This is a genomic window from Amycolatopsis regifaucium (assembly GCF_001613935.1).
In the GTDB taxonomy this organism is placed as follows: Bacteria; Actinomycetota; Actinomycetes; order Mycobacteriales; family Pseudonocardiaceae; genus Amycolatopsis; species Amycolatopsis regifaucium.
In genome coordinates this window covers 687626-710497 of record NZ_LQCI01000034.1, presented here as the reverse complement: position 1 = coordinate 710497, position 22872 = coordinate 687626, and the positions used below count along the sequence as shown (strand labels likewise).

The following is a 22872-nucleotide window of genomic DNA, read 5'->3' as shown; positions in this document are numbered from 1 at the left end:
CGCATTCAGAGGACGAAATGCGCTACTTGGGAGAGTCGGGCGGGGTCAGGGGGATGGTCGGGAACGCGGGTGCGGCGACCTCGGGCTTGGGACGGCGGTCCCGGAACACCCAGCCGCCGATCAGGCCACCGAGGAAGCCGAAGAGGTGCGCCTGCCAGCTCACCAGCTCGTTCTGTGGGAACAGGCCGGCGAACTGGTAGGCGAAGCACAGCGCCATCACCAGGCCGATGACGATGTCGAGCTTGTGCCGGTCGAAGATCCCGCGCACGAGCACGTACCCGAAGAAGCCCATCACCAGCCCGCTCGCGCCGAAACCGATCAGGCCGGAAGGCGACAGGAACCAGGCACCGAGGCCACTCGTGATGGCGATCAGCAGTGTGACACCCAGGAATTTCTTCACCCCGCGATACGCGGCGAGGAAGCCGAAGATGAACAGCGGGCCCGAATTGGCCTCGATGTGGTCCCAACCGGTGTGGACGAACGGTGCCCAGAGGATGGCGGGCAGCGTGCTGACGTCCCGCGCCCGTGCTCCGGTTTCGAACACCCCGTAGCCGTCCAGCGCGTTGAAGATCTGGACTGCCCAGATCACCACGAGCGAGCCGACCATCACCCCGAAGGCCTTTTTGGCCTCGGCGATCATCGCTTCGGCGTCCTGCGGCCCGGATCTGGGCGCGTCTGAAGCAGTCGTCATTTCCTTCTCCCCAGTTCAGAGCCGCTGCGCGGCCGAGATGAGGAGGATAGCCCGCCCACCCGACAGATCAGCGCGGTTCGGCGACCAAGCGCTGAACGACCGGGAGCAGGTCCGAGGCCAGCAGGTCCCGCAGGAAGACCGCCGCGACGCGGTGCTGTTTGTCCAGCACGATCGTCGACGGGATGATGTTGCGCGGATAGCCGGAGAGTTGCAGCAACGTCCGCCCGGACGGGTCGTAGATCGACGGGTACGTCAACTTCCGGTCCCGGACGAAGTCCTGCGCCGGCGCGCGGTCGTTGTCCCGCAGGTCGATGCCGACGACCTGGACACCGGACGCCTTGGTCTGGTCGTAGACCTTCTGCATCTCGGGCGCCTCGACGCGGCACGGCCCGCACCACTGGCCCCACAGGTTCAGCACGACGACTTTGCCGGGAAAGTCGGCGATCGAGAGCTGCTTGCCCTCGTTCATCAGGTCGTCGCCGGACAGGGTCGGCGACTGCTGGCGGTCGGCGACGTCGTAGGTGATGTCGACCTTCCCGCCCGGCGAAACGAAGTTGAACGAGCCGCCGGTGACGACGGCGTCCTTGCCGGTGGTGCAGCCCGTGACGACGAGCGCCAGCCCGACGACGGCCGCCACGAGCCGCTTCATGCGCCGGTCACCTTCGGGTCGGTCGTGCCGGCGGGCTCGCTGTAGACGATCCGCACGAGCTCTTCACCTTCGAAGACCAGGCTGGTCAGCGACGCGAGCGAGCACTGACGGCTGCGCGGGTCGTGCCAGAGCCGCTTCGCCTCCAGGAACCGCCGTACGGTCCAGATCGGCAGCTGGTGCGAGACGCACAGCGCCTCGTGTCCCTCGGCCGCCCGCCGCGCGCGGTGGACCGCGCCCAGCATGCGGTGCGCGATCTCGACGTACGGCTCGCCCCACGACGGCCGGAACGGGTTGACCAGCTTCGGCCAGTGCTTCGGCCGGCGCAGCGCCCCGTCGCCGACGGCGACCCGTTCACCCTCGAACTGGTTGTCCGCCTCGATGAGCCGCTCGTCGGTGTCGACGTCGAGCCGGTGCGCGGCGGCGATCGGCGCCGCGGTCTCCTGGGCGCGCTGAAGCGGCGAAGCGACGACGTAGGTGATGTCGTGTGTCGCGACGGCTTCGGCGACGGTCAGCGCCTGGCGCTGACCGCGGTCGGAGAGCTTGAAGCCGGCCAGACGGCCGTAGAGGATCTTGTCCGGGTTGTGCACCTCACCGTGGCGGAGCAGGTGCACGATCGTCGTCTCGCTCACGCCTGGACCGCCTCGGCCGCGGCACGAGCGGCCACGCGAAGCGCGGACTCGATGATTTCGAACTCGGCGTCACCCATGGCGGCGTTGACGAACCACGCCTCATACGCGCTCGGCGGCGCGTACACGCCGTTGTCCAGCAGTGCGTGGAAGAACGCCGGGAACCGCCAGGTCTCCGAGGCCTGCGCGCCCGGGTAGTTCGTCACCGGGCTGTCGCTGAAGAACACGCTGACCAGGTTGCCCGCGTACTGCACGGTGTGCGTGACACCGGCTTCGGTCAGCGACCGGTCGAACAGGTCGCCGAGCCGCTTCGCGTTGGTGTCGAGGGCCGCGTACACGGCGTCGTCCGCCGCGCGCAGCGTCGCGAGCCCGGCGGCGACGGCCACGGGGTTCCCCGAGAGCGTCCCCGCCTGGTACACGGGCCCGCCCGGCGCCAGCTTCGCCATCACGTCGGCGCGGCCGCCGAAGGCCGCGGCGGGCAGCCCGCCGGACATCACCTTGCCGAAGGTGTACAGGTCACCGGCGACACCTTCGAGGCCGAACCAGCCCGCCTTCGAGACGCGGAACCCGGTCATCACCTCGTCCATGATCAGCAGCGCGCCGTGCTCGTGCGCGATCTCCTTGAGCCCGGCGTTGAAGCCTTCGACCGGGGCGACGGCACCCATGTTGCCCGCGGCGGCTTCGGTGATGATCGCGGCGATCGAGTCCGGATTGTCCGCAAAGGACTTACGGACCGCGTCGAGGTCGTTGTAGGGCAGGACGATCGTGTCGGCCGCCTGCGCACCGGTGACGCCGGGTGAGGTCGGGAGGCCCAACGTCGCGACGCCGGAGCCCGCTTCGGCGAGCAGCGCGTCGACGTGGCCGTGGTAGCAGCCCGCGAACTTGATGATCTTCGCCCGGCCGGTGAACCCCCTGGCCAGCCGGATAGCGCTCATCGTCGCCTCGGTGCCGGAGTTGACCAGGCGGACCTGTTCCACCGGCGCGACGCGCGCGATGATCTCCTCGGCCAGTTCGACCTCACCGAGGGTCGGCGTGCCGAACGACAGTCCGTGGACGGCGGCTTCGCGCGCGGCGGAAACGACGGCCGGATGCGCGTGCCCGAGGATCATCGGCCCCCAAGAAGAGACCAGGTCGACGTAGCGGTTGTCGTCGGCGTCCCACAGATACGGCCCCTCGCCGCGGACCATGAACCTCGGGGTCCCGCCGACGGAGTTGAAGGCCCGCACCGGGGAGTTCACCCCGCCCGGGACCACGGCCTTCGCTCGTTCGAACCATGCCTTGGACTGATCGACTCCGGTAGTCACCTCCCCAGTCTCGCAAATCCCCGGGGACACCCGCCGCCGAGTCTCGCGGATACGGGCGCGGGGTGACCGGCCCCACTAGGGTGGGAACCACTCCCGCCGAAACCCTCGCGGAGGAATCCACGTGTCCACGGTGCCGCCACCGCCGACCCACCACCGTCGCCTGCGCTGGCAAGCACTGGCCGGATTCATCGCCATGTCGGCGATCGTGGGGGTGGTGGCCGCGCTGGCCGTGGCCACCCGGTCCGAGCTGAACAACGTGCTGGCCCGTCCATCGTGGGCGCCGCCGGGCTGGCTGTACGGCCCGATGTGGTCGGCCCTGCTGCTCTTGGTCGCCTTCGCGGGCTGGTGCTACTGGCGGACCGACGGCGAGACGCGCGGCTTCGCCTTCTACGGCGTCTGCCTGCTGCTGACCCTGCTGTGGACGCCGCTGTTCTTCGCCGGTGGGGCCCACGTCCTGGCACTGGCCGACGTCGTCGTCCTGGACTTCGTCGTGCCCATCACGATGATGGAGTTCGCGCGCCGGTCGAAGCTCGCGGCCTGGCTGCTCGTGCCGTATCTGCTGTGGCTGCTGTTCTCGACCGCGGTCAACGCCGCGGTCGTCTGGCTCAACTGACCTTCGAGTCCTTGGGCGCGCGATGCCGCGTCTTCATCGCCAGCAGGAACTGGCGGATCGCGTCCACCACCAGGATCGCGGCCAGCACGCCCAGCCCGATGGCCCCGGCGAGCGGGCCGCCGAAGTACCGCTGCGATTCGAGCGTCGTCGTTTCGCCGTAGCTGATCAGGACCGGGACGACACCGGCCTTCCAGCAGGCGAAAGCACCCCAGACCGCGAGCGCGGCGAGAATCAGCTCGGCGACCCCCACCAGAGCGCGCAGGGGTTTGTGCAGCCGGGCCGCCGGGCGGTCGTCCTCCGGCGGCCACAAGTCGGCCCCGGTCGGCTGGGGAAGATCGATCACAGTGAGCAGCTTCTCATGACTCTGTGGTGCGAGCACGCACCAAATCCTCGAGAGCCTCGCGAAGGGCGCCGGGATCCTTGGCCCAGGCGCGGACGAAGACGCCGTCGTCGAGCTTCAGCGGGACCTCGCCGTGCTTCTTGGGGATCGTCCAGCCACCGCCGAGGACCCGTGACCCGACGGGGGCTTCCTCGTCTTCGAGTACCTCGGCGATCCGGGCCGCCGCCAGGGTTTCCCGCCCCTGCCGATAGCCGTCGGCGGTGACTTCGAGCGAGAGGTACCGGCGGCGCGCGTACACCCACGGCACGGTGATCAGCACCAGCCCCGCCGCGACCAGGAGCCAGGCCGGCCAGTGCACCGGTCCGCCGGTCGCCAGCTCGGCGAGCAGCCCGGCGAGGGCGAACAGCGGTGCCCAGAGCAACGCCGTCCAGCCGACGCCGGGTTCGCCGTAGAGGGACGGCTCGGACGTCATGGCAGCTCGCGCCCGACCTTCGGGAAGAAGTCGCCGACGCTGGGCAGGTACATCAGGATCAGCGCGATCGCGGTCAGCAGCGTGGCCACCAGCAGGAACACGTTGAGCGTGCCGCGCAGCACGAACAGCTCCACCAGCACCAGGAAGACGGCGCCCACGGTCAGCACCGTCCTGGCCGAACGCGTTCCCTCGCGAGCCTTGTAGGCGAACAACGCGAACAGGACGGCGAAGGTGACGGCCCCGCCGAGCAGCATCCACAGCAAGGTGTTCACCCCGGAGGCGATCTGCGCCGGGTCTACCGGCTGGCCGGGGACCGGGTTGGCGGTGATCTGCTTGATGATCCCGTCGGTCAATTCCTGCTTCAACACCAGCAGGGCGATCTGACCGGCCACCAGCACGACGCCCGCGGCGATCCAGAGCCAGAAGGAGATGACGACCGGCGTCGGCACGGTGATCACCGGTGGCTTCTGCCCGGGCAGGAGCGGGTCGGGTGCCCTCCCCCGCTTGCGGCGCTCGTCGTCCGTTTCGCCGGCTGTGCTGTCGCTCACGCCGGGCAGCCTACGTGGTTCCGCAGGCCAGAGCGTTTCCGGCCGGGTAGCTTATGCGCGAATCGACACGATCACTGGGGATTTCGCGATGACCACACCGAACCATCCCGGCGGGCAATGGCAGGGACGGCAACAACCCTGGCCGCCGCAGGGCTACGGCTATCCGCCACCACACCGGACGCCGCCACCTCCTCCGCCCGGGAAGTCCAAGAAGTTCCTCTTCTGGCTGATTCCGCTCGTCGTGGTGGTCGTCGCCGCGGCCGTCGTGCTCCCGATCGCGCTGACCGGCGGCGACCCGCCCCGCGACCAGGCCGCCCGGCAGCAGCAGCCGAGCAGTCCGGCCCCGGTCGCCCAGAAGGTGAAATGGCGGCTGTCCGGACTGGAGGGCGACGTTCCCGAGTACAAGCAAGGCATCACGACCTGGCTGTACGCGGACACTCTCGTCGTCGTGCGGGACAAGTACGTCGCCGCGTTCGCCAGGGCGGACGGCAAACAGCGCTGGCTCACCGAGGTTCCAGGCGGGAAGCGGGCGTGCGGGGCCTCCGTGGAACCTGTCGACGGGAGGATCGCCTTCGCCTACGGCGAGGAGAAGACCTGCGACCACGCGGCCGTCCTCGACCTGAAGGACGGGAAGCTCGGCTGGCAGCAACCACTCGAAGTACCTCAGAAGCTGCAAGGCGACCGCCCGCCCAAGTCCGCGATCCTGCAGATCGTCGGCGACGTCGTCTTCGCCACGCAAGGGGAGGGTATGGGCGCACTCGACCTGGCCACCGGAGCGAAAAAGTGGGCGAAGACCCACATGCGCGAACCCGACCAGGCCGACAGCCCGACGTGCGCCGGGCAGGACGCCGTGCCGAGGGACGGCAAGATCGTCGTCGTGATGACTTGCCTCACCGGGGAGTACGGCCTCAGCATGCTGCGGGTCGACGCGTCGACCGGGAACATCGAGGGGCAGGAACACCTGCCGAAGGAGAGCTCTTCGCTCGGCGACGTCGGCGTCCTCTCGGTGAAACCCCTGCTGGTCTATGGCAAGACCACCGACGCGGGCACGTACTTCCTCTTCGAGGACGACCTGAAGCTCAAGTCGAAGATCGACGGCGGCGACCCCTTCACCCCGGACGGTCTCAACGGCACGGATGGTCAGGGCTTCGACAGTGACGCGTCCGGCACCGAGCATGAGGTCAGCCCGGCCCTGGTCGCCGAAGAAGTGCTCTACACCATCACGATGCCCCAGGCGGGCACGGTGAACGCACTGGTCGCCGTGGAGCTGAACACCGGGCGGCGCAAGTGGTCGGCCAAGGTCCCGGCGGGCACGGTGATGGCCCCGCTCGCGATCGAGGACGGCCAGGTGATCACCGAGGTCGCGCCCGTCGAGCGGGACGGACCGCAGCGAGTGGTCAAGATCGCCGTCGCGGACGGGGCGGTGACACCGTTGGTCGAGGCGCAGATCGAGAACGCCGACAACGACAAGAACGGACCGATCTCCGGCCTTTACCGCTATCTCTGGGCGGACGGCCGCGTCTACGCCGTTTCCGGTCGTTTTCCGAAGTACAGCCTGGACATCTACACCGTCGAACCGTAGCGCGGGCTGTTTTCCGCGATCATCACCGAACAACTGGGGAACACCGATGACCAGACCTACTCCACCCGGCAACGGGCCATGGCCGCCGCAGCAACCCTGGCAACCGCACGGGCAACCGCCTCCGGGATGGCAACAGCCGCAGCCCTACCCTCAGCAGCAGTACGGCCCCCCAAGGCAGGGACCACCACCGCCCAAGGGCAAGAAGTTCCTCTTCTGGCTCATACCGCTGGTCGTGGTGGTCGTCGCCGCGGCCGTCGTGCTCCCGATCGCGCTGAGCGGCGGGGACCCGAAGCAGGATCAGGCCGCTCAGCCCTCCGCGAATCCCGGCTCTCCCGGCGGGTCACCGAAGGTCAAATGGGAACTGTCGGGGGCGAAGCAGGACGTCCCGGAGTACAAGCACGGCATCACGACCTGGCTGCACGACGATGACCTCGTCGTCGTCCGTGACCGGTACGTGGCCGCGTTCACCAGGGTGAACGGCAAGCAGCGCTGGCTGACGAAGGCACCGGACGGCAAGATCTTCTGCGGCACCGGAGTCGAGCCCGTCGGCGGCAAGATCGTCCTCGCCTTCGGCAAGGCGAAGGTCGGCAAGGAGGACGGGAGCTGCGACAACGCCACCATCCTCGATCTGAAGGACGGGAAGCTCGGCTGGCAGGTGCCGATGGTCGTCCCGCAGAAGATGCAGGACCGGGTGGTCTCGGTGGAGGCCGTCGTCACGCAGATCATGGGCGACGTCGTGTTCGTCACCGCGGACCAGGGCTACGCGGCGCTCGACCTGGCCACCGGCGCGATCAAGTGGACGAAGACCTTCTCCCGCAAAGCCGACGGAGAGGACACCTGCGCCGGACACGACATGATGCCGAGGGACGGCAAGGCCATCGTCGTGGCGAGTTGCCTCACCGGCGACTTCTCGGTCACCGCGCTCCAGATCGACCCGGCGACCGGGAACGTCGAACTGGAGGACAGCGTGCCCCACTCCGGCTACTCGATCTCCGGGATCGGTCTCCTCTCGGTGAAGCCCGTGCTGGCCTACGGCTCGAACACCGAGCAAGGCACGTACTTCCTCTTCGACGACAACATGAAGCTCAAGTCGAAGATCGACGGCGGCAAACCCAAGAGCGAGGACGAGCTCGACGGCACCTCGCCGCAGGGCTTCGGGAGCCTCGCCTCGGGGACCCAGCACCAGACGAGCGCCATCATCGTGGAAGGCGACACGTTCTACACGCCGACCAGGACGATCGGCGGAGAGGTGAACAAGCTCGTCGCGGTGGACCTGAACACCGGGCAGCGCAAATGGACGGCCTCGGTTCCAGAGGGCACGATCCAGGCGCCGATCAAGATCGTGGACGGCCAGCTCCTCGCCCAGGTCGGGCCGATCCACAACACCGGACCGCAGCGGACGGTCAAGATCGCGGTCACGGACGGGAAGGTGACCCCTTTCCTGGAGGCACAGATCAGGAACTCCGACCAGGACGACACCGGGCCGATCCCGGGGTTCTTCCGGTATCTCTGGGCCGACGATCGCGTCTACGCCGTGGCCGGCCGGTGGTCGAACCTCAGCGTGGACGTCTTCCTGCTTCAGGCCGAGTAGCGATGCGAAAAGGGCCCCTTCCGTAGCGGAGGGGCCCTTTTCGGCTGTGCGAGGTCAGTCCAGCCAGGCGACGGCTTCGGCGGCCCAGTAGGTGAGGATCATGTCCGCGCCCGCCCGGCGGATCGAAGTCAGCACCTCGAGAATCGTGCGCTCGCGGTCGAGCCAGCCGTTCGCCGCGGCGGCCTCGACCATCGCGTACTCGCCCGAGATGTTGTACGCCGCCACCGGAACCGGCGACGCCTCGGCCGCCGCCCTGATCACGTCCAAATAGGACAGTGCGGGCTTGACCATGATCATGTCCGCGCCCTCGGCGATGTCCAGCTCGATCTCGCGCAGCGCCTCGCGCACGTTCCCGGGATCCTGCTGGTAGGTCTTCCTGTCGCCCTTCAGCTGCGAATCGACGGCCTCACGGAAGGGGCCGTAGAACGCGCTCGCGAACTTCGCCGAGTAGGCGAGGATGCCGGTGTCGGTGCGCCCGGCCCGGTCGAGGGCGGCGCGGATGACACCGACCTGGCCGTCCATCATCCCGCTGGGCCCGAGCAGATGCGCACCCGCTTCCGCCTGCGCCAGACCCATTTCCGCGTACACGCGCAGCGTCGCGTCGTTGTCGACAGCGCCGTCGGCGTCGAGGACGCCGCAGTGACCGTGGTCGGTGAACTCGTCGAGACAGGTGTCGGCCATCAGGACCGTCGCGTCACCGAGTTCGGCCCGCAGGTCGCGCAGGGCGACGTTGAGGATGCCGTCCGGGTCGATCGCGCCGGAGCCTTCGGCGTCGCGGGTCTTGGGGATGCCGAACAGCATCAGGCCGCCGACACCGGCGTTGACCGCGTCGACGGCGGCCTTGCGCAGCGTGTCGCGGGTGTGCTGGACGACGCCGGGCATGCTCGAGATCGGGCGGGGCGTGTCGATGCCCTCGGCCACGAACATCGGGAGGATCAGCTGACGTGGGCGCAGCGTCGTCTCACCGGCCAGCCTGCGCATCGCCGGAGTGGTACGGAGCCTGCGGGGACGATGTTCGGGAAACACTCCATAGACGGTACTCCCGCTCGCTCGAGCGGCGGTCCACAGGCGCGGTGAACGGCGCGGTGGTCCAGCCGGGCGGACCTTCCCTAAGAAACGGTAAAGAGTCACCTTTGCCCGATTCGCACTCAGTGTGACGTGGGTTACTTTGCCTCTCATGTCGAGTTCAACGGTGACCGACCAACCGGAGGAACCGCCCGTCGGCTGGCGCGCACGGCTGCGCCAGCTCGGGCCGGGGATCATGGCCGCGGCGACCGGGGTCGGCGCGGGCGACCTCGTCGCGACGATGGTGGCGGGATCGCGCTTCGGGTACACGCTGCTGTGGGCGGTGCTCGTCGGGACGATCTTCAAACTCGCGCTGGCCGAGGCCGTCGGCCGCTGGCATCTGACGTCGGGCCGGACGATCCTGTCCGGCTGGCGGACGCTGGGGATCTGGGCGCTGATCTATTTCGGGATCTACGCGGTGATCTGGGGGTTCGTCTACGGCGCGACCGCGATGTCGGCGTCGGGACTGCCGCTGAACGCGCTCTTCCCCGCGCTTTCGGTGCGGTACTGGGCGATGATCTGCGGCCTGCTCGGCTTCGCTCTGGTGTGGTTCGGGCGCTACGCGATCATCGAGAAGCTGATGACGGTGCTCACCGGCGTGATGTTCGTGACCGTGGTCGGGACCGCGGTGCTGGTCGTGCCGAATTTCACCGCGCTGTTCGAGGGCGCCGTCCCCACGCTGCCCGACGGCTCGCTCGTCTACCTCCTCGGTCTGATCGGCGGCGTCGGCGGCACGATCACCATGGCGGCCTACGGCTACTGGACGCTCGCGAAGGGCTGGCGGTCGTCGAAGTGGCTGTCGATGATGCGGACCGACAACGCCGTCGGCTACCTCATGACCGGGATCTTCGTGATCGCGATGCTGATCGTCGGCGCGGAACTGCTGCTGGGCCAGAAGATCATCTCGGGTGACAAGGGCCTGCTTTTCCTCGGCGACACACTCGCCGCGGATTACGGGCAATGGGCGCGGATCCCGTTCCTCAGCGGCTTTTTCGCGGTTTCGTTCACCTCGGTGATCGGGGTCTGGCACGGCGTGAGCCTGCTTTTCGCGGACTGGTGGCGCATCCTCCGGCTGCCCGCGAACACGACCGAAGCCGTTGAGACGTATGAGAAGAAGGCCGGTGAACGCAGTCCCGCGTACCGGGGTTACGTGCTGTGGCTGACTTTTCCGCCGATGGCGTTGCTGTTCCTCGATCAGCCTTTCCAGCTCACGGTGATCTACGGCGTACTGGGCGCGTTGTTCATGCCGTTCCTGGCGGCGACCTTGCTGGTGCTGCTGAACACGTCGCGCGTGCCACGGGAGGGGCGTTCTCGGTGGCTTTCCAACGGGCTTCTCGTGATCTGTCTCGCGATGTTCGCCTACCTCGCCTACACGGAGGTCGTGAAGTTCTTCAGCTGAACAGCTCGGTCACTCGGCCGAGCCGCCACCAGCCACAGCGGCAGTACAAACTACAGCGGAATGGACTTCGTGTTGCAGCCTCCGCCGCCGCAGGCGGTCACGGTCAGCTTGGTCGCCAAGGTCCGCCCGGTGAAAACGACCCGCTTCGTCTCGTTGTCGGCGACGACCTGGTGTCCCTCGGTCGACGGACCGGACAGGACGAATTGCGCGGTGAGTTTCGAGGCGGGCGAACTGTCGGTGACGGTGGCCGACACCCGGGTCTGGCCGCCGGCTTTCTCGACGGTGCCCCGCACGCTCTGCACCGCGCAACCGAGCGGACTGCAGACCTCGAACGGCGTCGCGGGTGCGGCGGAGGCCGTGCCCGCGAACCCGGCGAACCCGAGCGCCAGCACACTCAAAGCGGTACTTGCGTGAACGAGAGACTTCATGGTCACTCCCCAGCGATTGTCGGATCACCCGAGGTTAAGCCTCGTCGCTTGGCAGGCACCAAGGTTTCGCTAACGAAGAAAACCCCCTTCCCGCATCATGCGGAGAAGGGGGTCTTCGTCACGGAATCAGGAGCGGCGGGCCCGCTTCGCCTTACGCGGCGGCGGAAGCGCACCTTCGGCGCGGAGCCGGGCGGCGTGCTCGGCGAGCGCGTCGACCAGATGCGGGACGTCGGCCTTTTCGGGCTGGACGTCGACCCGCAGCCCGAACTCCACGGCGGTCTCCGCGGTCTTCGGGCCGATGCACGCGACCAGCGTGCGGGTGTGCGGCTTGCCTGCGATGCCGACGAGGTTCCGCACGGTCGAGGACGAGGTGAAGCAGACCGCGTCGAAACCGCCGGTCTTGATCATCTCGCGGGTCTCGGCCGGCGGCGGCGCGGCGCGCACGGTGCGGTACGCGGTCACGTCGTCGATCTCCCAGCCACGCTCACGCAGGCCGGCCGACAGGGTCTCGGTGGCGATGTCCGCCCGCGGCAGCAGCACGCGGTCGACCGGGTCGAGGACGTCGTCGTACGGCGGGAACTCGGCGAGGAGGCCTTCCGAGGACTGCTCGCCCTCCGGGATCAGCTCCGGGATGATGCCGAAGGAACGCACCTTCGCGGCGGTCGATTCGCCGACGCAGGCGATCTTCACGCCGGAGAACGCGCGGGCGTCGAGGCCGAATTCCTCGAACTTCTCCCACACCGCGCGGACGGCGTTGGTCGAGGTGAAGACGATCCACTGGTAGCGGCCGTCGACGAGACCCTTGACCGAACGCTCCATCTGCGCGGGGCTGCGCGGCGGCTCGACCGAGATGGTCGGGACCTCGTGCGAGGTGGCGCCGTGGCCGCGAAGCCGCTCCGCCATCTCACCGGCCTGCTCCTTGGTGCGCGGCACCAGGACCTTCCAGCCGTACAGCGCGCGCGACTCCCACCACGACAGCTTCGAGCGCTGGCCGACGGCCTGGCCGATGGTCACGATCAGCGGGCCGACGAGCTCTCCCGCCTCGTTCGCGACGGTGGCCAGCGTGGTGTCCAGGGTGCGCTGGGTATTGATGGTCCCGTTCGACGTGACGGCGACCGGCGTGGTCGCCGCCAGGCCGTGCTCGGTCAGCGCGGACGCGGCTTCGGCGAGGTGCGCCGAGGTCGCGTGCAGCACGATCGGGCCGGGAGCGGCGGCCAGCGCGGCCCAGTCGACGTCGCCGCGGACGTCGACCTCGGTGTGCGTGCCACCGAGCGGGACACCGGCGTAGGCCGGGACGGCGGCGCCGGGCGAGACGCCGGGGATGATGTCGAAGACGGCGCTGGTCCGGGAAACGGCCTGCACCTCGGCGACCACGGCGGGCTGGGTCAGCGGGTCACCGGCGATCAGCCGGAGCACCAGTCGTCCGGCCTTGGCCTCGTTCACCAGGTCCTTGGCGACCTCGGTGGCCTCGCCGACGGCGGGGCGCACTTCGGCGCCCTCCGCGGTGAAGGCCAGGACGCCCGAAGGGACGTCCGGGTCGGTCACCACGACCTCGGCCTTGGCGAGCAGCTCCTGAGCGCGGACGGTCAGCAGACCGGCGTCACCGGGGCCCGAGCCCACGAAGGCGACACGCCCGGTGGTCTTACGCGCGGGGGTCATCTGTGCGTTCTCCTCTTAGGCGGCCGCGGTCGATCGCGGCCGATCCATCAACGTTCCTGGCTTTACTCACTGGGTGGGACCGACAGCGCACCGGCACCCAGGTCGAGCAGCTCGGCGGCCAATGTCCGGCCGAGCTGTTCGGCATCGCGGAAGTCGGCGAGCGCCGAAGCGCGCACCATGTCGACCGCTTCCCCGTCGGCTTCGACGGCGGCGGTGCCCCGCAACGAGATCCGCTCGACGACCCGCCCTTCGGCGTCCAGGTCCTCGACGATCTCCGCCAGCGCTCCGACCGGTGCGCTGCACCCGGCTTCCAGCGCCGCGAGCAACGCCCGTTCGGCGGTCGCCACGGCACGGGTGCCTTCATCGTCCACTGTGGATCCGAGCAGGTGCTCGATGTCCACGTCCCCGGCCCGGCACTCCACCGCCAGCGCACCCTGCGCGGGGGCGGGCAGCATCTGGATCGGGTCGAGGGTCTCGGTGATCTCCCCGGCCCGGCCGATCCTGGCCAGTCCGGCACGCGCGAGCACCACGGCATCCAGCTCACCGTCGGCCACCTTGCGCATGCGGGTGTCGATATTGCCTCGGATCGGCACGATTTCCAAACCGAGCCCGAGCGCGCGCAGTTGCGCGGTGCGCCGCGGCGAGCCGGTACCGACGGTCGAACCGGGCGGAAGCTCGCCGAGAGTCAGCCCGTCACGGGCGATCAGCGCGTCACGCGGGTCCTCGCGGCGCGGCACGGCGGCCAGCACGATGCCCGGTTCCGGTTTCGTCGGCAGATCCTTGTACGAATGCACGATGACGTCGACTTCCTTGCGCAGCAACGCTTCGCGCAGCGCGGAAGTGAAGACGCCGACCCCGATCGTCGGAATCGGCGCGGACGACTTGTCGCCAGGGGTCGTCACGGTGACGAGTTCGACCTCGGCCCCGGTGGCGCGCAGGGCGTCGGCGATGGTGCCGGTCTGCGCGAGGGCGAGTTTGCTGCCGCGCGTCCCCATGCGGATGACTCTGCTCACTGATGATCACTCGTCTTTCGGCGTCGCGGTGGGACTCGCCACGGCGGCGGGCGCCTGCGGGTCGAGGCAGAACAGCTCGCGCAGCGCGTTGGCGTAGTCGGTGTCGGCCGTCTCGGCGGCCAGCTGCTTCACCCGCACCGTCGGCGCGTGCAGCAGCTTGTCGACCACCCGGCGGACCGTGCGGCCGACCTCCTCGCGGACCCCCGCTTCGAGGTCCGGCAGGCGGTTGTCCAGCCGCAGCAGTTCGGCGTCGACCACCTCGGCCGCCCGGCGGCGCAGCGCGGTCACCGTCGGGGTGACCTCGGCGCTGCGCTGGCCGGCGAGGTACTCGCGCACCTCGTCGAGCACGATGCCGGTGGCCTTCGCGGTCTGGCGTTCGGTGGTCGGGGTGCCCGCCTCGCGCATGCGGCGCTGGATGGTCTCGAGGTCGACCACGGTGACGTCGGCCAGTTCGGCGACGTCGTGCTCGACGTCGCGCGGGAGACCGAGGTCGCACACCACCAGCGGACGGCCGCCACGGGCCGGGACGTGCTCGGCGGTGAAGACCGCGGCCTGCGCGCCGGTGCAGCAGACGACGACGTCCGCCTCGGCGACCGCGGCCGCGATGCCGCTCATCCGCACGGCCTTCGCGGGCACACCCTGCTCGACGCTCGCGGCGGCGAGCCGGGCGGCCCTCGCCTCGGTGCGGTTGGCGATGGTCAGCTCGCCGATCCCGGATTTGCGCAGGTGGGAAGCGGTCAACGCGCCCATCGAACCGGCGCCGACGATCAGCGCGTGCTTGCCCTCGATGTCCCCGGCCGCGGCGAGCGCCTCGGAAACGACCGAGGCACCGAGCTGGTCGAGGCCGGTCTCGCTGTGCACGCGTTTGCCGACGCGCAGCGTGGTCTGGATCAACTCGTGCAGGGTGCGGCCGACGGTGCCGGCGTCACGCGCGGTGGCGTAGGAGGACCGGATCTGGCCGAGGATCTGCGTCTCGCCGACGACCATCGAATCCAGGCCGGAGGTGACCGAGAACAGATGCTCGATCGCCGCGCCCGCGTAGTGCACGTAGAGCGAGTCGTAGAGGTCCGCGGGCTGCATCCCGGCCTGGCGGGCGAGCACGCCGGAAACGTCGTTCAACCCGCCGTGGAAGGTCTCGACGACGGCGTAGACCTCGATGCGGTTGCAGGTGGAGACGAGTATCGCCTCACTGACGTGCTCGGCCTGCTGCAGTTCGTGGAGCACCTTGGTCACGTCGGTCGCGGGGACCGCGACGCGCTCCAGGGTGCTCAGCTCGGCACTGCGGTGCGAGAGCCCGACCGCCAAGACGCTCATTTCAGCGCACCACCATTCCGTTGCCGTGGCCGTTCACGCTGCCATTCTCGGCCGTCACGGGACCAGTGTCCCCTCCACCATTGCCATGAGCGGCCAGATCCGCGCGGCGGGCGACATGGAACGACAGGATCTGCAACTCGACGGCGAGATCGACCTTGCGAACCTCGATATGCGGCGGCACCTGCAGCACCACCGGGGCGAAATTCAGGATGCACTGCACGCCACCTGCGACAAGCCGGTCGCAGACCGACTGCGCGGCGGTGGGCGGAGTGGCGATGACGCCGATGGAGATCTGCCGTTCGGCGCAGACTTTGGGGATCTCGTCGAGATGCGAGACCGGGAGACCGCCGACCGGCACGCCGACCAGATCCGGGTCGAGGTCGAACAGCGCTTCGACCGGGAAACCGCGGCCGGGAAACCCGCCGTAGTTGGCCAGCGCGTGGCCGAGGTTACCGATACCGACCACGGCGACCTTGTGCTTGCGGGTCAGGCCGAGGATGCGCTCGATCTGGCTGACCAGGACGCCGACCTCGTAACCGACGCCACGGGTGCCGTAGGAGCCGAGGTAGGACAGGTCCTTGCGCAGTTTCGCGGAGTTGACGCCCGCGGCCTGCGAGAGTTCTTCGCTGGAGATCGTGGTCGCGCCCTGCTCGGCCAATCCGGAGAGGACTCGCAGGTAGACGGCGAGGCGGGCGACCGCGGCTTCGGGGATCGACTTCGCGCGGACCGCTTCCGGTTCGGCGACCGTCTCGACGGCGGGCATCTCCGCGGTGGGCGCGTTGTCGGCGTCCGGTGTCACCCGGGTGCGCCGGCCTCGTTGCGACACCACGCTTGTCCGCTCCCTCTGGTCCTGCTGAGTACATGAGTCGCCCGAACCAGGAAATCGGCTCTTGACCCGAAGCGCTGAGTCCGGTTCGATGCCGGGCGCCCATCGGCGGCGATGGCTCTACGGTAGCCACTTGTGAACGCAGGCACAAAGTCACTGGTAGGTGCTGTGTTGAAGGTCGCGTGAGGACAGCGTCAACGAGCGTTGACCGACACCGTGTGCCAACCGGTCGCGCCGTCCGGCACGGTTCCGACGCGCGTTTCGGTCTGCGTGTAGCCGGATTGATCGGTCGCCCTGACGGCGATTTGATGCTGACCAGCGGGGATGTCGATCTCGGTCCACCACATGCGCCAGGTGTCCTTCGACGTCTCGGCCGACAGCACGGTCTCCCGCCACAGCCCCTGATCGACCCGGATCTCGACCTTCGCGACGCCGGTGTGCTGCGCCCACGCGATCCCGGACACCACGACCTTGCCCGCGTCCACCGCCGAACCGGGGGCATCGATCCGCGACTGCGTCTTCACCGGCCCTTCGCGCCCCCAGCCCCGGCCGAGCCAGTACGCCTCGCGCGCCTGCCAGGTGGTGATCTCCAGGTCGGTCACCCATTTCGTGGCGGACACGTACCCGTACAGCCCGGGGATCACGATCCGCGCGGGGAAGCCGTGTTCGATCGGCAGTGGTTCGCCGTCCATGCCGATGGCGAGCATCGCGCCACGCTGGGCGTCCATGGCGGCTTCGACCGGGGATCCGCAGGTCCAGCCGTCGACGCTGGTCGCGAACATCTGCTCGGCGCCGGGCCTCACCCCCGCCTCGTTCAGCAGGTCGCGCAGGTCGACGCCGAGCCAGCGCGCGTTGGAGATGTACGGGCCGCCGACCTCGTTGGAGACACAGCACAGCGTGACGTCGCGTTCGATCAGCGGCCGTGAGCGGATGTCGTCATACGTATAGGTGACTTCGCGGTCGACCATCCCGTGGATCCGCAGGCGCCAGTCCTCGGTGCGGACCTGCGGGACGACCAGTGCCGTGTCGATCCGATAGAAATCCTTCGAAGGAGTGAGATATGGCGGGGTGCCGAACTTCACGAAGTCGGCGTCCGGCGGTATCGGTGGAGCGGTCCGGGCCGCGACGAGCCTGCCGACGGAGGCGCGCGATTCCTCGGCGTTCTCGCGGGTTCCGACGAGCTGTCCGGTCAGCGCGGCCACCCCGGCGCCGGCCGCGACGGAAGCCCCGGTGAGCAGGACCTTCCGCCGGTCCGGCCCCTCGCCTTCGCGATCGTCGAAGAACACCGGCGGCCGGAAGAACCGGTGCAGCCAGGTGAAGACGGCGAGTCCGGCGACCGTCGCGGCCACCGGTGCCAGCAGCGAGAGCTGCCCGAGGTCGGTGCGCACGAAGACCGCGGCGACCCCGGCCGCGCCGAGTAGCCCGACCAGCACCTGGCCCGGCAGCGGCTTGCGTCGCGACAGCTGTCCGGCGAGCGGCGCGAACAGCACCAAGACGACGGCGAGACCGAACCTGAGGACGGGTTTGTCCCAGGTCTCCAGCGTCCGCTCGGCCCAGGCCACGACGGCGTGCGGGCTGTGGTCGATGACGAAGTTCGCCACGGCGATGAACGGCGAAGCCGTATACCCGACGAAGCCCGCGACAAGATGTCCGACACCGAGCGCGGCGGCCAGGGCGAGCAGCCCGGTCAGCGCGGCTTGCGGGAAGGTGAGCCTGCGTTCGTCGTCCACGACTCCATCTTCACCAGGGGCGGGGACCGCGGTCGGCCGTTCGCCCTTACGAGTGTCTTACGCCAGTGCTTCGCGGAGCCTGTCCTCTTCGACCCGCCAGTAGCCGTGTTCGGCGTCGTCGACCAGGATCACCGGCACGCGGTCGCCGTATTCGGCCCGCCATTCCGGGTCGCTGTCGACGTCCTGCGCCGACCAGGCGACGCCGAGTTCGCCACAGATCCGTTCGATGTCCTGTTCCGCGACCTCGCACAGGTGGCAGCCCGTGCGGGTCATGACGGTCACGTGGTGGGCCATACGTCAATCCTTACCTGAGTTACCTGAGCCGGAGACGCCGGAGCTTGCCCGTCGCCGAATGCGGCAGCGACTCGGCGAACTCGACGGTGTGCGGCACCTTGTATCCGGCCAGGTGCTCCGCGCAGTGCTCGACGACCTGCTGTTCCGAGAGCGACGCGCCGGGTGCCGGAACCACGACGGCCTTCACGGCCTCGCCGGTACGTTCGTCGACGACGCCGACCACACCCGCTTCCACGACCTCGTCCAGCATCGAGATCACGTTCTCGACCTCGTGCGGATAGACGTTGAAGCCGTTGACGATGATCAGGTCGTTCGCCCGGTCCACCAGGTGCAGGTCGCCGTCGGTGTCGAGGTAGCCGACGTCGCCGGTGCGGAACCAGCCCTCCTCGTCGGGACCGTGCGCGCCGTCGGGCCAGTAGCCGGAGAACAGGTTCGCGCCGCGGATGGACACCAGCCCGGTGCCACCGTCCTCGTCGAAGGCGTCACCGAGGTCGTCGGGGTCCAGTGGGACCGGCGTCGCGTCGCCGTCGCTGTCGACCAGCCGGAGCTCGATCCCAGGCAGCGGCCGCCCGACCGAGCCCGGCTTCGGGTAGCCGGTGACCAGCGTCGTGGTGACCACCGGCGCGCATTCGGTGAGGCCGTAGCCCTCGTAGACGTCCAGGCCGGTGGCGCCGCGGATCGCGGCGAGGATCTTGGGGTGCAGCGGCGCCGCACCGGAGGTCATCCGCCGGATGCTGGAGAGCCCGGCGCCCAGTTCGTCGGGGTCCATCGCGGCGAACTCGGCGTACATCGCGGGCACGCCGGCGATCGAGGTCACCCGGTACTCGGCGCAGTCGGCCAGCGTCCGCTCGGCGAGGAAGCGCTCGGAAAGGATCGCCGTCGCGCCGACCGACGTGGTCTGCAGCAAACCGGGGCCGAGGCCGTAGACGTGGAACAACGGGATGGTGATGAGCACGCGGTCGCCGTGCACGAGCGGCGTCGGGACGATCCGGCTCAGCTGGTCCAGGTTCGCCAGCAGCGCCCGATGCGACAGCATCACGCCGCGCGGCGGGCCGGTCGTGCCGGAGGTGTACGAAATGACGGCAATGTCCTCGCCGGCCCCGGCCGCGTCGACCGGTCCGACTGCTCCATCCGAGGTAATGGGTGGTGAGAGGCTGGTCACTCCGTCGAAGAGTTCCTCGGTCGGTTCGCGTTCGAGGAGCAGCCGGGCGCCGCTGTGTTCCAGCAACCCGTTCAGCTCCGCCACCGGCGCCTGCGGCGAGATCGGGACGACGGTCGCGCCGGCCCTCAGCGCCCCGAACAGCGAGACGGCGAACGCGGCCGACGTCGGCAGCCGCAACGCCACCCGGTCACCGCGGTCGATTCCCGCGTCGAGCAGGGCACGGGCCAGCGTGTGGGCGGCATTGTCGAGTTCCGCCCAAGTCAGCGTGACCCCGCCGCCGGTCTCCTGGACGGCCGTCTTGCCGGGCCACTGCCGGGCGGCCTCGGCGAGCAAAGTGGGCACGCTTCCTTCGGCAACCTGCTCCGCGCTCAACTGCGAACCTCTTCCCTCGATGAACGGCGTTGCCAGTTTGTCATCTCGGCCGTCGTCATGGGGGTCACTCGCTTTCGTCGCAGTTCCGTAACCCCGGCACCGCTACCTACTTCGCGGTAACTACACGTATGCTGCTGATCGTCGTCGAGTGGTGTTGATCACTCGATGGTGAGAAAGGAAGTCCGGACGTGCAGATCTTGCAGGCCCACGCGGCGGTGGGACATGCGGGCCGGTCTTCTCTGTCCGGAACGGGAGGTGCACCGTGACCCTTCCCGCGCCCAGCCCCGTCTCCATGCTGGCGGGCCATATTCTCCGCCGGAGCGGCCTCTCCCCGGCGCCGTCGCCTCGACAGGCCGACGAAACCACCGAAGAGACCAATGCCGCCGCCGAAGCCGCGAAGGCCGAAGCGTGGGACCTGGTCAGCGCCGCGCAGGGTGGCGACACTTCCGCCTTCGGCAGGCTCTACGACCGCTACGTCGACGTCGTCTACCGCTACGTCCTGTTCCGCCTCGGCGACCGGGACCTCGCCGAGGACGTCACCAGCGAGACCTTCCTGCGCGCGCTGCGCCGCATCACGTCGGTCAGCTACCAGGGGCGTGACGTCGGCGCCTGGTTCGTCACGATCGCGCGCAACATCATCCTCGACCACGTGAAGTCGAGCCGGTTCCGCCTGGAGGTGGTGACCGACGAGGTCGCCGAACCCAGCGGGGCACCGATCGGGAACGTCGGCGTCCAGGCCGTCGCGGGGCCGGAACAGCAGGCCATCAGCCGGGCGACCCGGGCCGAACTGCTGCGTTGTGTCGCCGAACTGGGTGAAGACCAGCGCGAATGCATCGTGCTGAGGTTCATGCAGGGGCTTTCCGTCGCCGAGACCGCGGCGATCATGAGGCGCAACGAAGGCGCCATCAAGGCACTCCAGCACCGCGCGGTACGCCGGTTGGCACAACTTCTGCCCACGGGATTACGTTAAAGTTCCATATTTCTTCCTCACCGGGCCTTGCCGTAACCCTGGGGTGCTCCCACTCGTTTCCCAAGCCAGACCGGTGTCAGGACCGGGGCTGAGCGCAAGAGACGGAGCAGGACCGTGGGCGTGCCGGGATGGTTCGCACGGGAGCGAGCGGACGGTGACCGCTTCGCGGACCTTGTCGACGGCGACGCGGTTCCGGAAGCGGACGAATTCGCGCGTGAACTCGCGCTCGTCGGCGACTTGCGCGAACTGGGCTCGGCAGGCGCTCCCGACGCCGAAACCCGGCAACGGATCCGCGAGGAGATCGCCGGACGTCTCGCCGAAGCCGAAGCACCGCCGAAACGGCGTGGCCACACCGTCGCCAACCTCGCCGCGGCCGCCGTCGCGCTCTTCCTCGCGCTGGGCGGCCTCACCTTGCTGCTGTCCAAGGACGCTCTGCCGGGTGATCCGCTCTACGGCATCAAACGAGCGGGTGAATCGGCCGCGCTCGGGCTCACCTTCGACGAGAAGGACAAGGCGAACAAGCATCTGGAGTTCGCCACGAACCGGGTCGGCGAACTCGACGAACTCACCCGGCAGGCATCGACCACCGAGGCGTACTTCACCGGCCTCGCCGATTTCGAGTCCGAGCTACGCGCGGGGGTCTCGCGGCTGACGGCCGTCGTCACCGACGAAGGCGGCCAGACACGGCTGACGGAACTCCGCACCTGGGCGCGGCAGCAGTCCGACCGGCTCGGCCTGCAGATCGAACGAGCCCCCGCCGAAGCGCGGGACAAGTTCACCGCCGCCCGCACCCTGCTCGAGAAGGTCCAGGCCCGCACGACCGATCTCGGCTCGCGGCTGGTCTGCTACACGATCACCACGGGCTCGTCCGACGAACTGGGCGCCGTCCCGGCCGCCGGTGACTGCGTGCGCGACCCCGGCTCCCCCGACGCCGTCGTACCGCCGTCGACCGTTCCCGGGCCGTCCTCCGCGCCGGCAGGGTCGCCGACGCCGACGCGGACACCGACGGCTGTCCCGCCGTCGTCCGGCGTGGACACCGACGGCCCGACCGGACCACTCACGCCGCCGACCGGCGGGACGCCACCGCCCGTGCCGACGCCTCCGACAACCAAACCGAACCCGCCGCTGCCGGTCCCGACGACCGTCACGCCACCCCCGCCGCTACTTTCGATTCCGCCGCTGATCCCGGGGTTGCCACCGATCGTCATCGGCTGACGAGACGGGTGATGAGGCAGGCGCCACACCTGGGACAGCCCGGTTGAGCTCTCGCTACGCTGTGCATAGGCACCTGGGATTCCGGAGGCGGTGTGCGTGTCAGTTTGGCGGGGCAGGGATAAGAGTCAAGAGCTCGAACGGCTGGCCGAGCTCGCGGGCGAGGCGTCGGCCGAGGCCGCCATGGCGACCGCGACCGCCGAAGCCCTCGAACCGCCGGCCCCGCCCGCACCGCCGGACCTGACCGCGGCCGCCTTCTTCGACGTCGACAACACCATGATGATGGGCGCGTCGATCTTCTACTTCGCCCGCGGCCTGGCCGCGCGAAAGTTCTTCACCTCCGCCGATCTGGCCGGTTTCGTCTGGCAGCAGGTGAAATTCCGCCTCGGTGGCCGGGAGAACAAAGAGGACATCAAAACCCATCGCGAACGCGCACTGTCCTTTGTGGCTGGTCGGACCGTGCAGGAACTGACCGACATCAGCGAAGAGATCTACGACGAGCTGATGGCGGACAAGATCTGGTCCGGCACCAGGGCCCTGGCGCAGATGCACATCGACGCCGGCCAGCGCGTCTGGCTCGTCACCGCGACCCCGATCGAACTCGCCGCCATCATCTCGCGGCGCCTCGGCCTCACCGGCGCGCTGGGCACCGTCGCCGAGACCAAGGACGGCGTCTACACCGGCCGTCTCGTCGGCGATCTGCTGCACGGCCGCGCGAAAGCCCACGCCGTCCGGGCACTCGCGTCACGCGAAGGGCTGAATCTCAAGCGCTGCACGGCGTATTCGGACTCGCAGAACGACGTCCCGATGCTGTCGGTCGTGGGGACCGCGGTCGCGGTGAACCCCGACGGCGGCCTTCGCGACGTCGCCCGTGCGCGCGGCTGGGAGATCCGCGATTTCCGGACCGGGCGGAAGGCCGCGAAAATCGGCGTTCCCTCGGTGCTCGGTGTCGGCGCGGTCGCCGGTGCCGTGGCGGCCGGAATGGCCTACCGGAAGCGCTGACCCCGCCCTC

Annotated in this window: 23 protein-coding genes; 7 read left to right on the top strand and 16 right to left on the bottom strand. The window is 69.1% G+C overall.

All coding sequences use genetic code 11. From position 1 onward, the window contains the following. Positions 1-22 precede the first annotated feature (22 nt). From AVL48_RS27260 to hemL, 4 genes are all read right to left on the bottom strand, one after another. A complete protein-coding gene (locus AVL48_RS27260) occupies positions 23-691 on the bottom strand; it encodes a rhomboid family intramembrane serine protease (protein WP_061980112.1) in 669 nt (222 codons plus the stop codon). A 67-nt stretch (positions 692-758) separates the two neighbouring features. Further along, entirely contained in the window at positions 759-1340 is a 582-nt protein-coding gene (locus AVL48_RS27255; RefSeq protein ID WP_061980113.1) for a TlpA family protein disulfide reductase, read from the bottom strand. Beyond that, positions 1337-1969: a histidine phosphatase family protein gene (locus AVL48_RS27250; RefSeq protein WP_061980114.1), complete on the bottom strand. Its 633-nt coding sequence runs from the start codon at positions 1967-1969 to the stop codon at positions 1337-1339. Before AVL48_RS27250 ends, AVL48_RS27255 begins: the two co-directional genes overlap by 4 nt. Then, complete coding sequence (gene hemL / locus AVL48_RS27245; protein WP_061980115.1) at positions 1966-3270, bottom strand: glutamate-1-semialdehyde 2,1-aminomutase; 1305 nt, start codon at positions 3268-3270, stop codon at positions 1966-1968. Before hemL ends, AVL48_RS27250 begins: the two co-directional genes overlap by 4 nt. A gap of 121 nt (positions 3271-3391) precedes the next feature. Here hemL and AVL48_RS27240 point away from each other — a divergent pair, with 121 nt between their 5' ends. Then, the gene (locus AVL48_RS27240; RefSeq protein ID WP_061980116.1) at positions 3392-3883 is read left to right on the top strand and encodes a TspO/MBR family protein; all 492 of its coding nucleotides are present in this window, start codon (positions 3392-3394) and stop codon (positions 3881-3883) included. Here the strand turns inward: AVL48_RS27240 and AVL48_RS27235 are convergent. The 3 genes from AVL48_RS27235 to AVL48_RS27225 are packed head-to-tail and all read right to left on the bottom strand — an operon-like array spanning position 3876 to position 5243. Further along, positions 3876-4262 (bottom strand): hypothetical protein, encoded by a 387-nt coding sequence (locus tag AVL48_RS27235; protein WP_061980117.1) that lies wholly within the window; start codon positions 4260-4262, stop codon positions 3876-3878. The two genes, AVL48_RS27240 and AVL48_RS27235, sit on opposite strands and share 8 nt — an antisense overlap. Then, positions 4240-4695 carry a hypothetical protein gene (locus AVL48_RS27230; protein WP_061980118.1) on the bottom strand — a complete coding sequence of 152 codons (456 nt, stop codon included), beginning with the start codon at positions 4693-4695 and terminating at the stop codon, positions 4240-4242. The genes AVL48_RS27235 and AVL48_RS27230 overlap by 23 nt, the downstream gene beginning before the upstream one ends. Beyond that, entirely contained in the window at positions 4692-5243 is a 552-nt protein-coding gene (locus tag AVL48_RS27225) for a hypothetical protein (protein WP_061980119.1), read from the bottom strand. The genes AVL48_RS27230 and AVL48_RS27225 overlap by 4 nt, the downstream gene beginning before the upstream one ends. Before the next feature lie 88 nt (positions 5244-5331). On the opposite strand from AVL48_RS27225, the gene AVL48_RS27220 reads away from it, so the two are divergent. Both AVL48_RS27220 and AVL48_RS27215 read left to right on the top strand, forming a co-directional pair. After that, entirely contained in the window at positions 5332-6825 is a 1494-nt protein-coding gene (locus AVL48_RS27220; protein WP_061980120.1) for an outer membrane protein assembly factor BamB family protein, read from the top strand. A gap of 46 nt (positions 6826-6871) precedes the next feature. Beyond that, the gene (locus tag AVL48_RS27215; RefSeq protein ID WP_082857775.1) at positions 6872-8416 is read left to right on the top strand and encodes an outer membrane protein assembly factor BamB family protein; all 1545 of its coding nucleotides are present in this window, start codon (positions 6872-6874) and stop codon (positions 8414-8416) included. Positions 8417-8470: 54 nt separating this feature from the next. Here AVL48_RS27215 and hemB read toward each other — a convergent pair whose 3' ends face one another. After that, positions 8471-9442 (bottom strand): porphobilinogen synthase, encoded by a 972-nt coding sequence (gene hemB, locus AVL48_RS27210; protein WP_074038211.1) that lies wholly within the window; start codon positions 9440-9442, stop codon positions 8471-8473. Between the two features lie 151 nt (positions 9443-9593). Between hemB and AVL48_RS27205 the strand changes: the two genes are divergently transcribed. Further along, positions 9594-10880: an Nramp family divalent metal transporter gene (locus tag AVL48_RS27205; protein WP_061980123.1), complete on the top strand. Its 1287-nt coding sequence runs from the start codon at positions 9594-9596 to the stop codon at positions 10878-10880. 50 nt (positions 10881-10930) lie between these two features. Here the strand turns inward: AVL48_RS27205 and AVL48_RS27200 are convergent, their stop codons facing one another. The 8 genes from AVL48_RS27200 to AVL48_RS27165 form a co-directional block, all read right to left on the bottom strand. Continuing rightward, a complete protein-coding gene (locus AVL48_RS27200; RefSeq protein WP_061980583.1) occupies positions 10931-11308 on the bottom strand; it encodes a hypothetical protein in 378 nt (125 codons plus the stop codon). Positions 11309-11434: 126 nt separating this feature from the next. Beyond that, complete coding sequence (locus tag AVL48_RS27195) at positions 11435-12967, bottom strand: bifunctional uroporphyrinogen-III C-methyltransferase/uroporphyrinogen-III synthase (protein ID WP_061980124.1); 1533 nt, start codon at positions 12965-12967, stop codon at positions 11435-11437. A gap of 62 nt (positions 12968-13029) precedes the next feature. Beyond that, positions 13030-13962, bottom strand: a complete 933-nt coding sequence (gene hemC / locus AVL48_RS27190; protein ID WP_061980125.1) for a hydroxymethylbilane synthase — start codon at positions 13960-13962, stop codon at positions 13030-13032. A gap of 24 nt (positions 13963-13986) precedes the next feature. After that, a complete protein-coding gene (locus AVL48_RS27185) occupies positions 13987-15294 on the bottom strand; it encodes a glutamyl-tRNA reductase (RefSeq protein WP_061980126.1) in 1308 nt (435 codons plus the stop codon). Between the two features lies 1 nt (position 15295). Further along, positions 15296-16123 carry a redox-sensing transcriptional repressor Rex gene (locus tag AVL48_RS27180; protein WP_425266117.1) on the bottom strand — a complete coding sequence of 276 codons (828 nt, stop codon included), beginning with the start codon at positions 16121-16123 and terminating at the stop codon, positions 15296-15298. Positions 16124-16314: 191 nt separating this feature from the next. Next, positions 16315-17850, bottom strand: coding sequence for a molybdopterin-dependent oxidoreductase (locus AVL48_RS27175; RefSeq protein ID WP_061980128.1), 1536 nt, complete (start codon positions 17848-17850; stop codon positions 16315-16317). Positions 17851-17907: 57 nt separating this feature from the next. Further along, on the bottom strand, positions 17908-18144 hold the full coding sequence (locus AVL48_RS27170) for a glutaredoxin family protein (RefSeq protein ID WP_061980129.1): 237 nt from the start codon (positions 18142-18144) through the stop codon (positions 17908-17910). A 19-nt stretch (positions 18145-18163) separates the two neighbouring features. After that, a complete protein-coding gene (locus AVL48_RS27165) occupies positions 18164-19648 on the bottom strand; it encodes an AMP-binding protein (protein WP_177242251.1) in 1485 nt (494 codons plus the stop codon). A 292-nt stretch (positions 19649-19940) separates the two neighbouring features. On the opposite strand from AVL48_RS27165, the gene AVL48_RS27160 reads away from it, so the two are divergent. From AVL48_RS27160 to AVL48_RS27150, 3 genes are all read left to right on the top strand, one after another. Then, the gene (locus tag AVL48_RS27160) at positions 19941-20648 is read left to right on the top strand and encodes a sigma-70 family RNA polymerase sigma factor (protein ID WP_061980131.1); all 708 of its coding nucleotides are present in this window, start codon (positions 19941-19943) and stop codon (positions 20646-20648) included. Positions 20649-20762: 114 nt separating this feature from the next. Then, complete coding sequence (locus AVL48_RS27155; protein ID WP_061980132.1) at positions 20763-21863, top strand: DUF5667 domain-containing protein; 1101 nt, start codon at positions 20763-20765, stop codon at positions 21861-21863. Between the two features lie 96 nt (positions 21864-21959). Further along, entirely contained in the window at positions 21960-22862 is a 903-nt protein-coding gene (locus AVL48_RS27150) for an HAD family hydrolase (protein ID WP_061980133.1), read from the top strand. Positions 22863-22872: the final 10 nt, after the last annotated feature.

Bases quoted from the DNA above. Each gene is read 5' to 3' on its own strand.
- AVL48_RS27260 (WP_061980112.1), bottom strand. From the start codon at position 691: ATGACGACTGCTTCAGACGCGCCCAGATCCGGGCCGCAGGACGCCGAA.
- AVL48_RS27255 (WP_061980113.1), bottom strand. From the start codon at position 1,340: ATGAAGCGGCTCGTGGCGGCCGTCGTCGGGCTGGCGCTCGTCGTCACG.
- AVL48_RS27230 (WP_061980118.1), bottom strand. From the start codon at position 4,695: ATGACGTCCGAGCCGTCCCTCTACGGCGAACCCGGCGTCGGCTGGACG.
- AVL48_RS27220 (WP_061980120.1), top strand. From the start codon at position 5,332: ATGACCACACCGAACCATCCCGGCGGGCAATGGCAGGGACGGCAACAA.
- AVL48_RS27215 (WP_082857775.1), top strand. From the start codon at position 6,872: ATGACCAGACCTACTCCACCCGGCAACGGGCCATGGCCGCCGCAGCAA.
- AVL48_RS27205 (WP_061980123.1), top strand. From the start codon at position 9,594: ATGTCGAGTTCAACGGTGACCGACCAACCGGAGGAACCGCCCGTCGGC.
- AVL48_RS27200 (WP_061980583.1), bottom strand. From the start codon at position 11,308: ATGAAGTCTCTCGTTCACGCAAGTACCGCTTTGAGTGTGCTGGCGCTC.
- AVL48_RS27195 (WP_061980124.1), bottom strand. From the start codon at position 12,967: ATGACCCCCGCGCGTAAGACCACCGGGCGTGTCGCCTTCGTGGGCTCG.
- hemC (WP_061980125.1), bottom strand. From the start codon at position 13,962: ATGGGGACGCGCGGCAGCAAACTCGCCCTCGCGCAGACCGGCACCATC.
- AVL48_RS27185 (WP_061980126.1), bottom strand. From the start codon at position 15,294: ATGAGCGTCTTGGCGGTCGGGCTCTCGCACCGCAGTGCCGAGCTGAGC.
- AVL48_RS27170 (WP_061980129.1), bottom strand. From the start codon at position 18,144: ATGGCCCACCACGTGACCGTCATGACCCGCACGGGCTGCCACCTGTGC.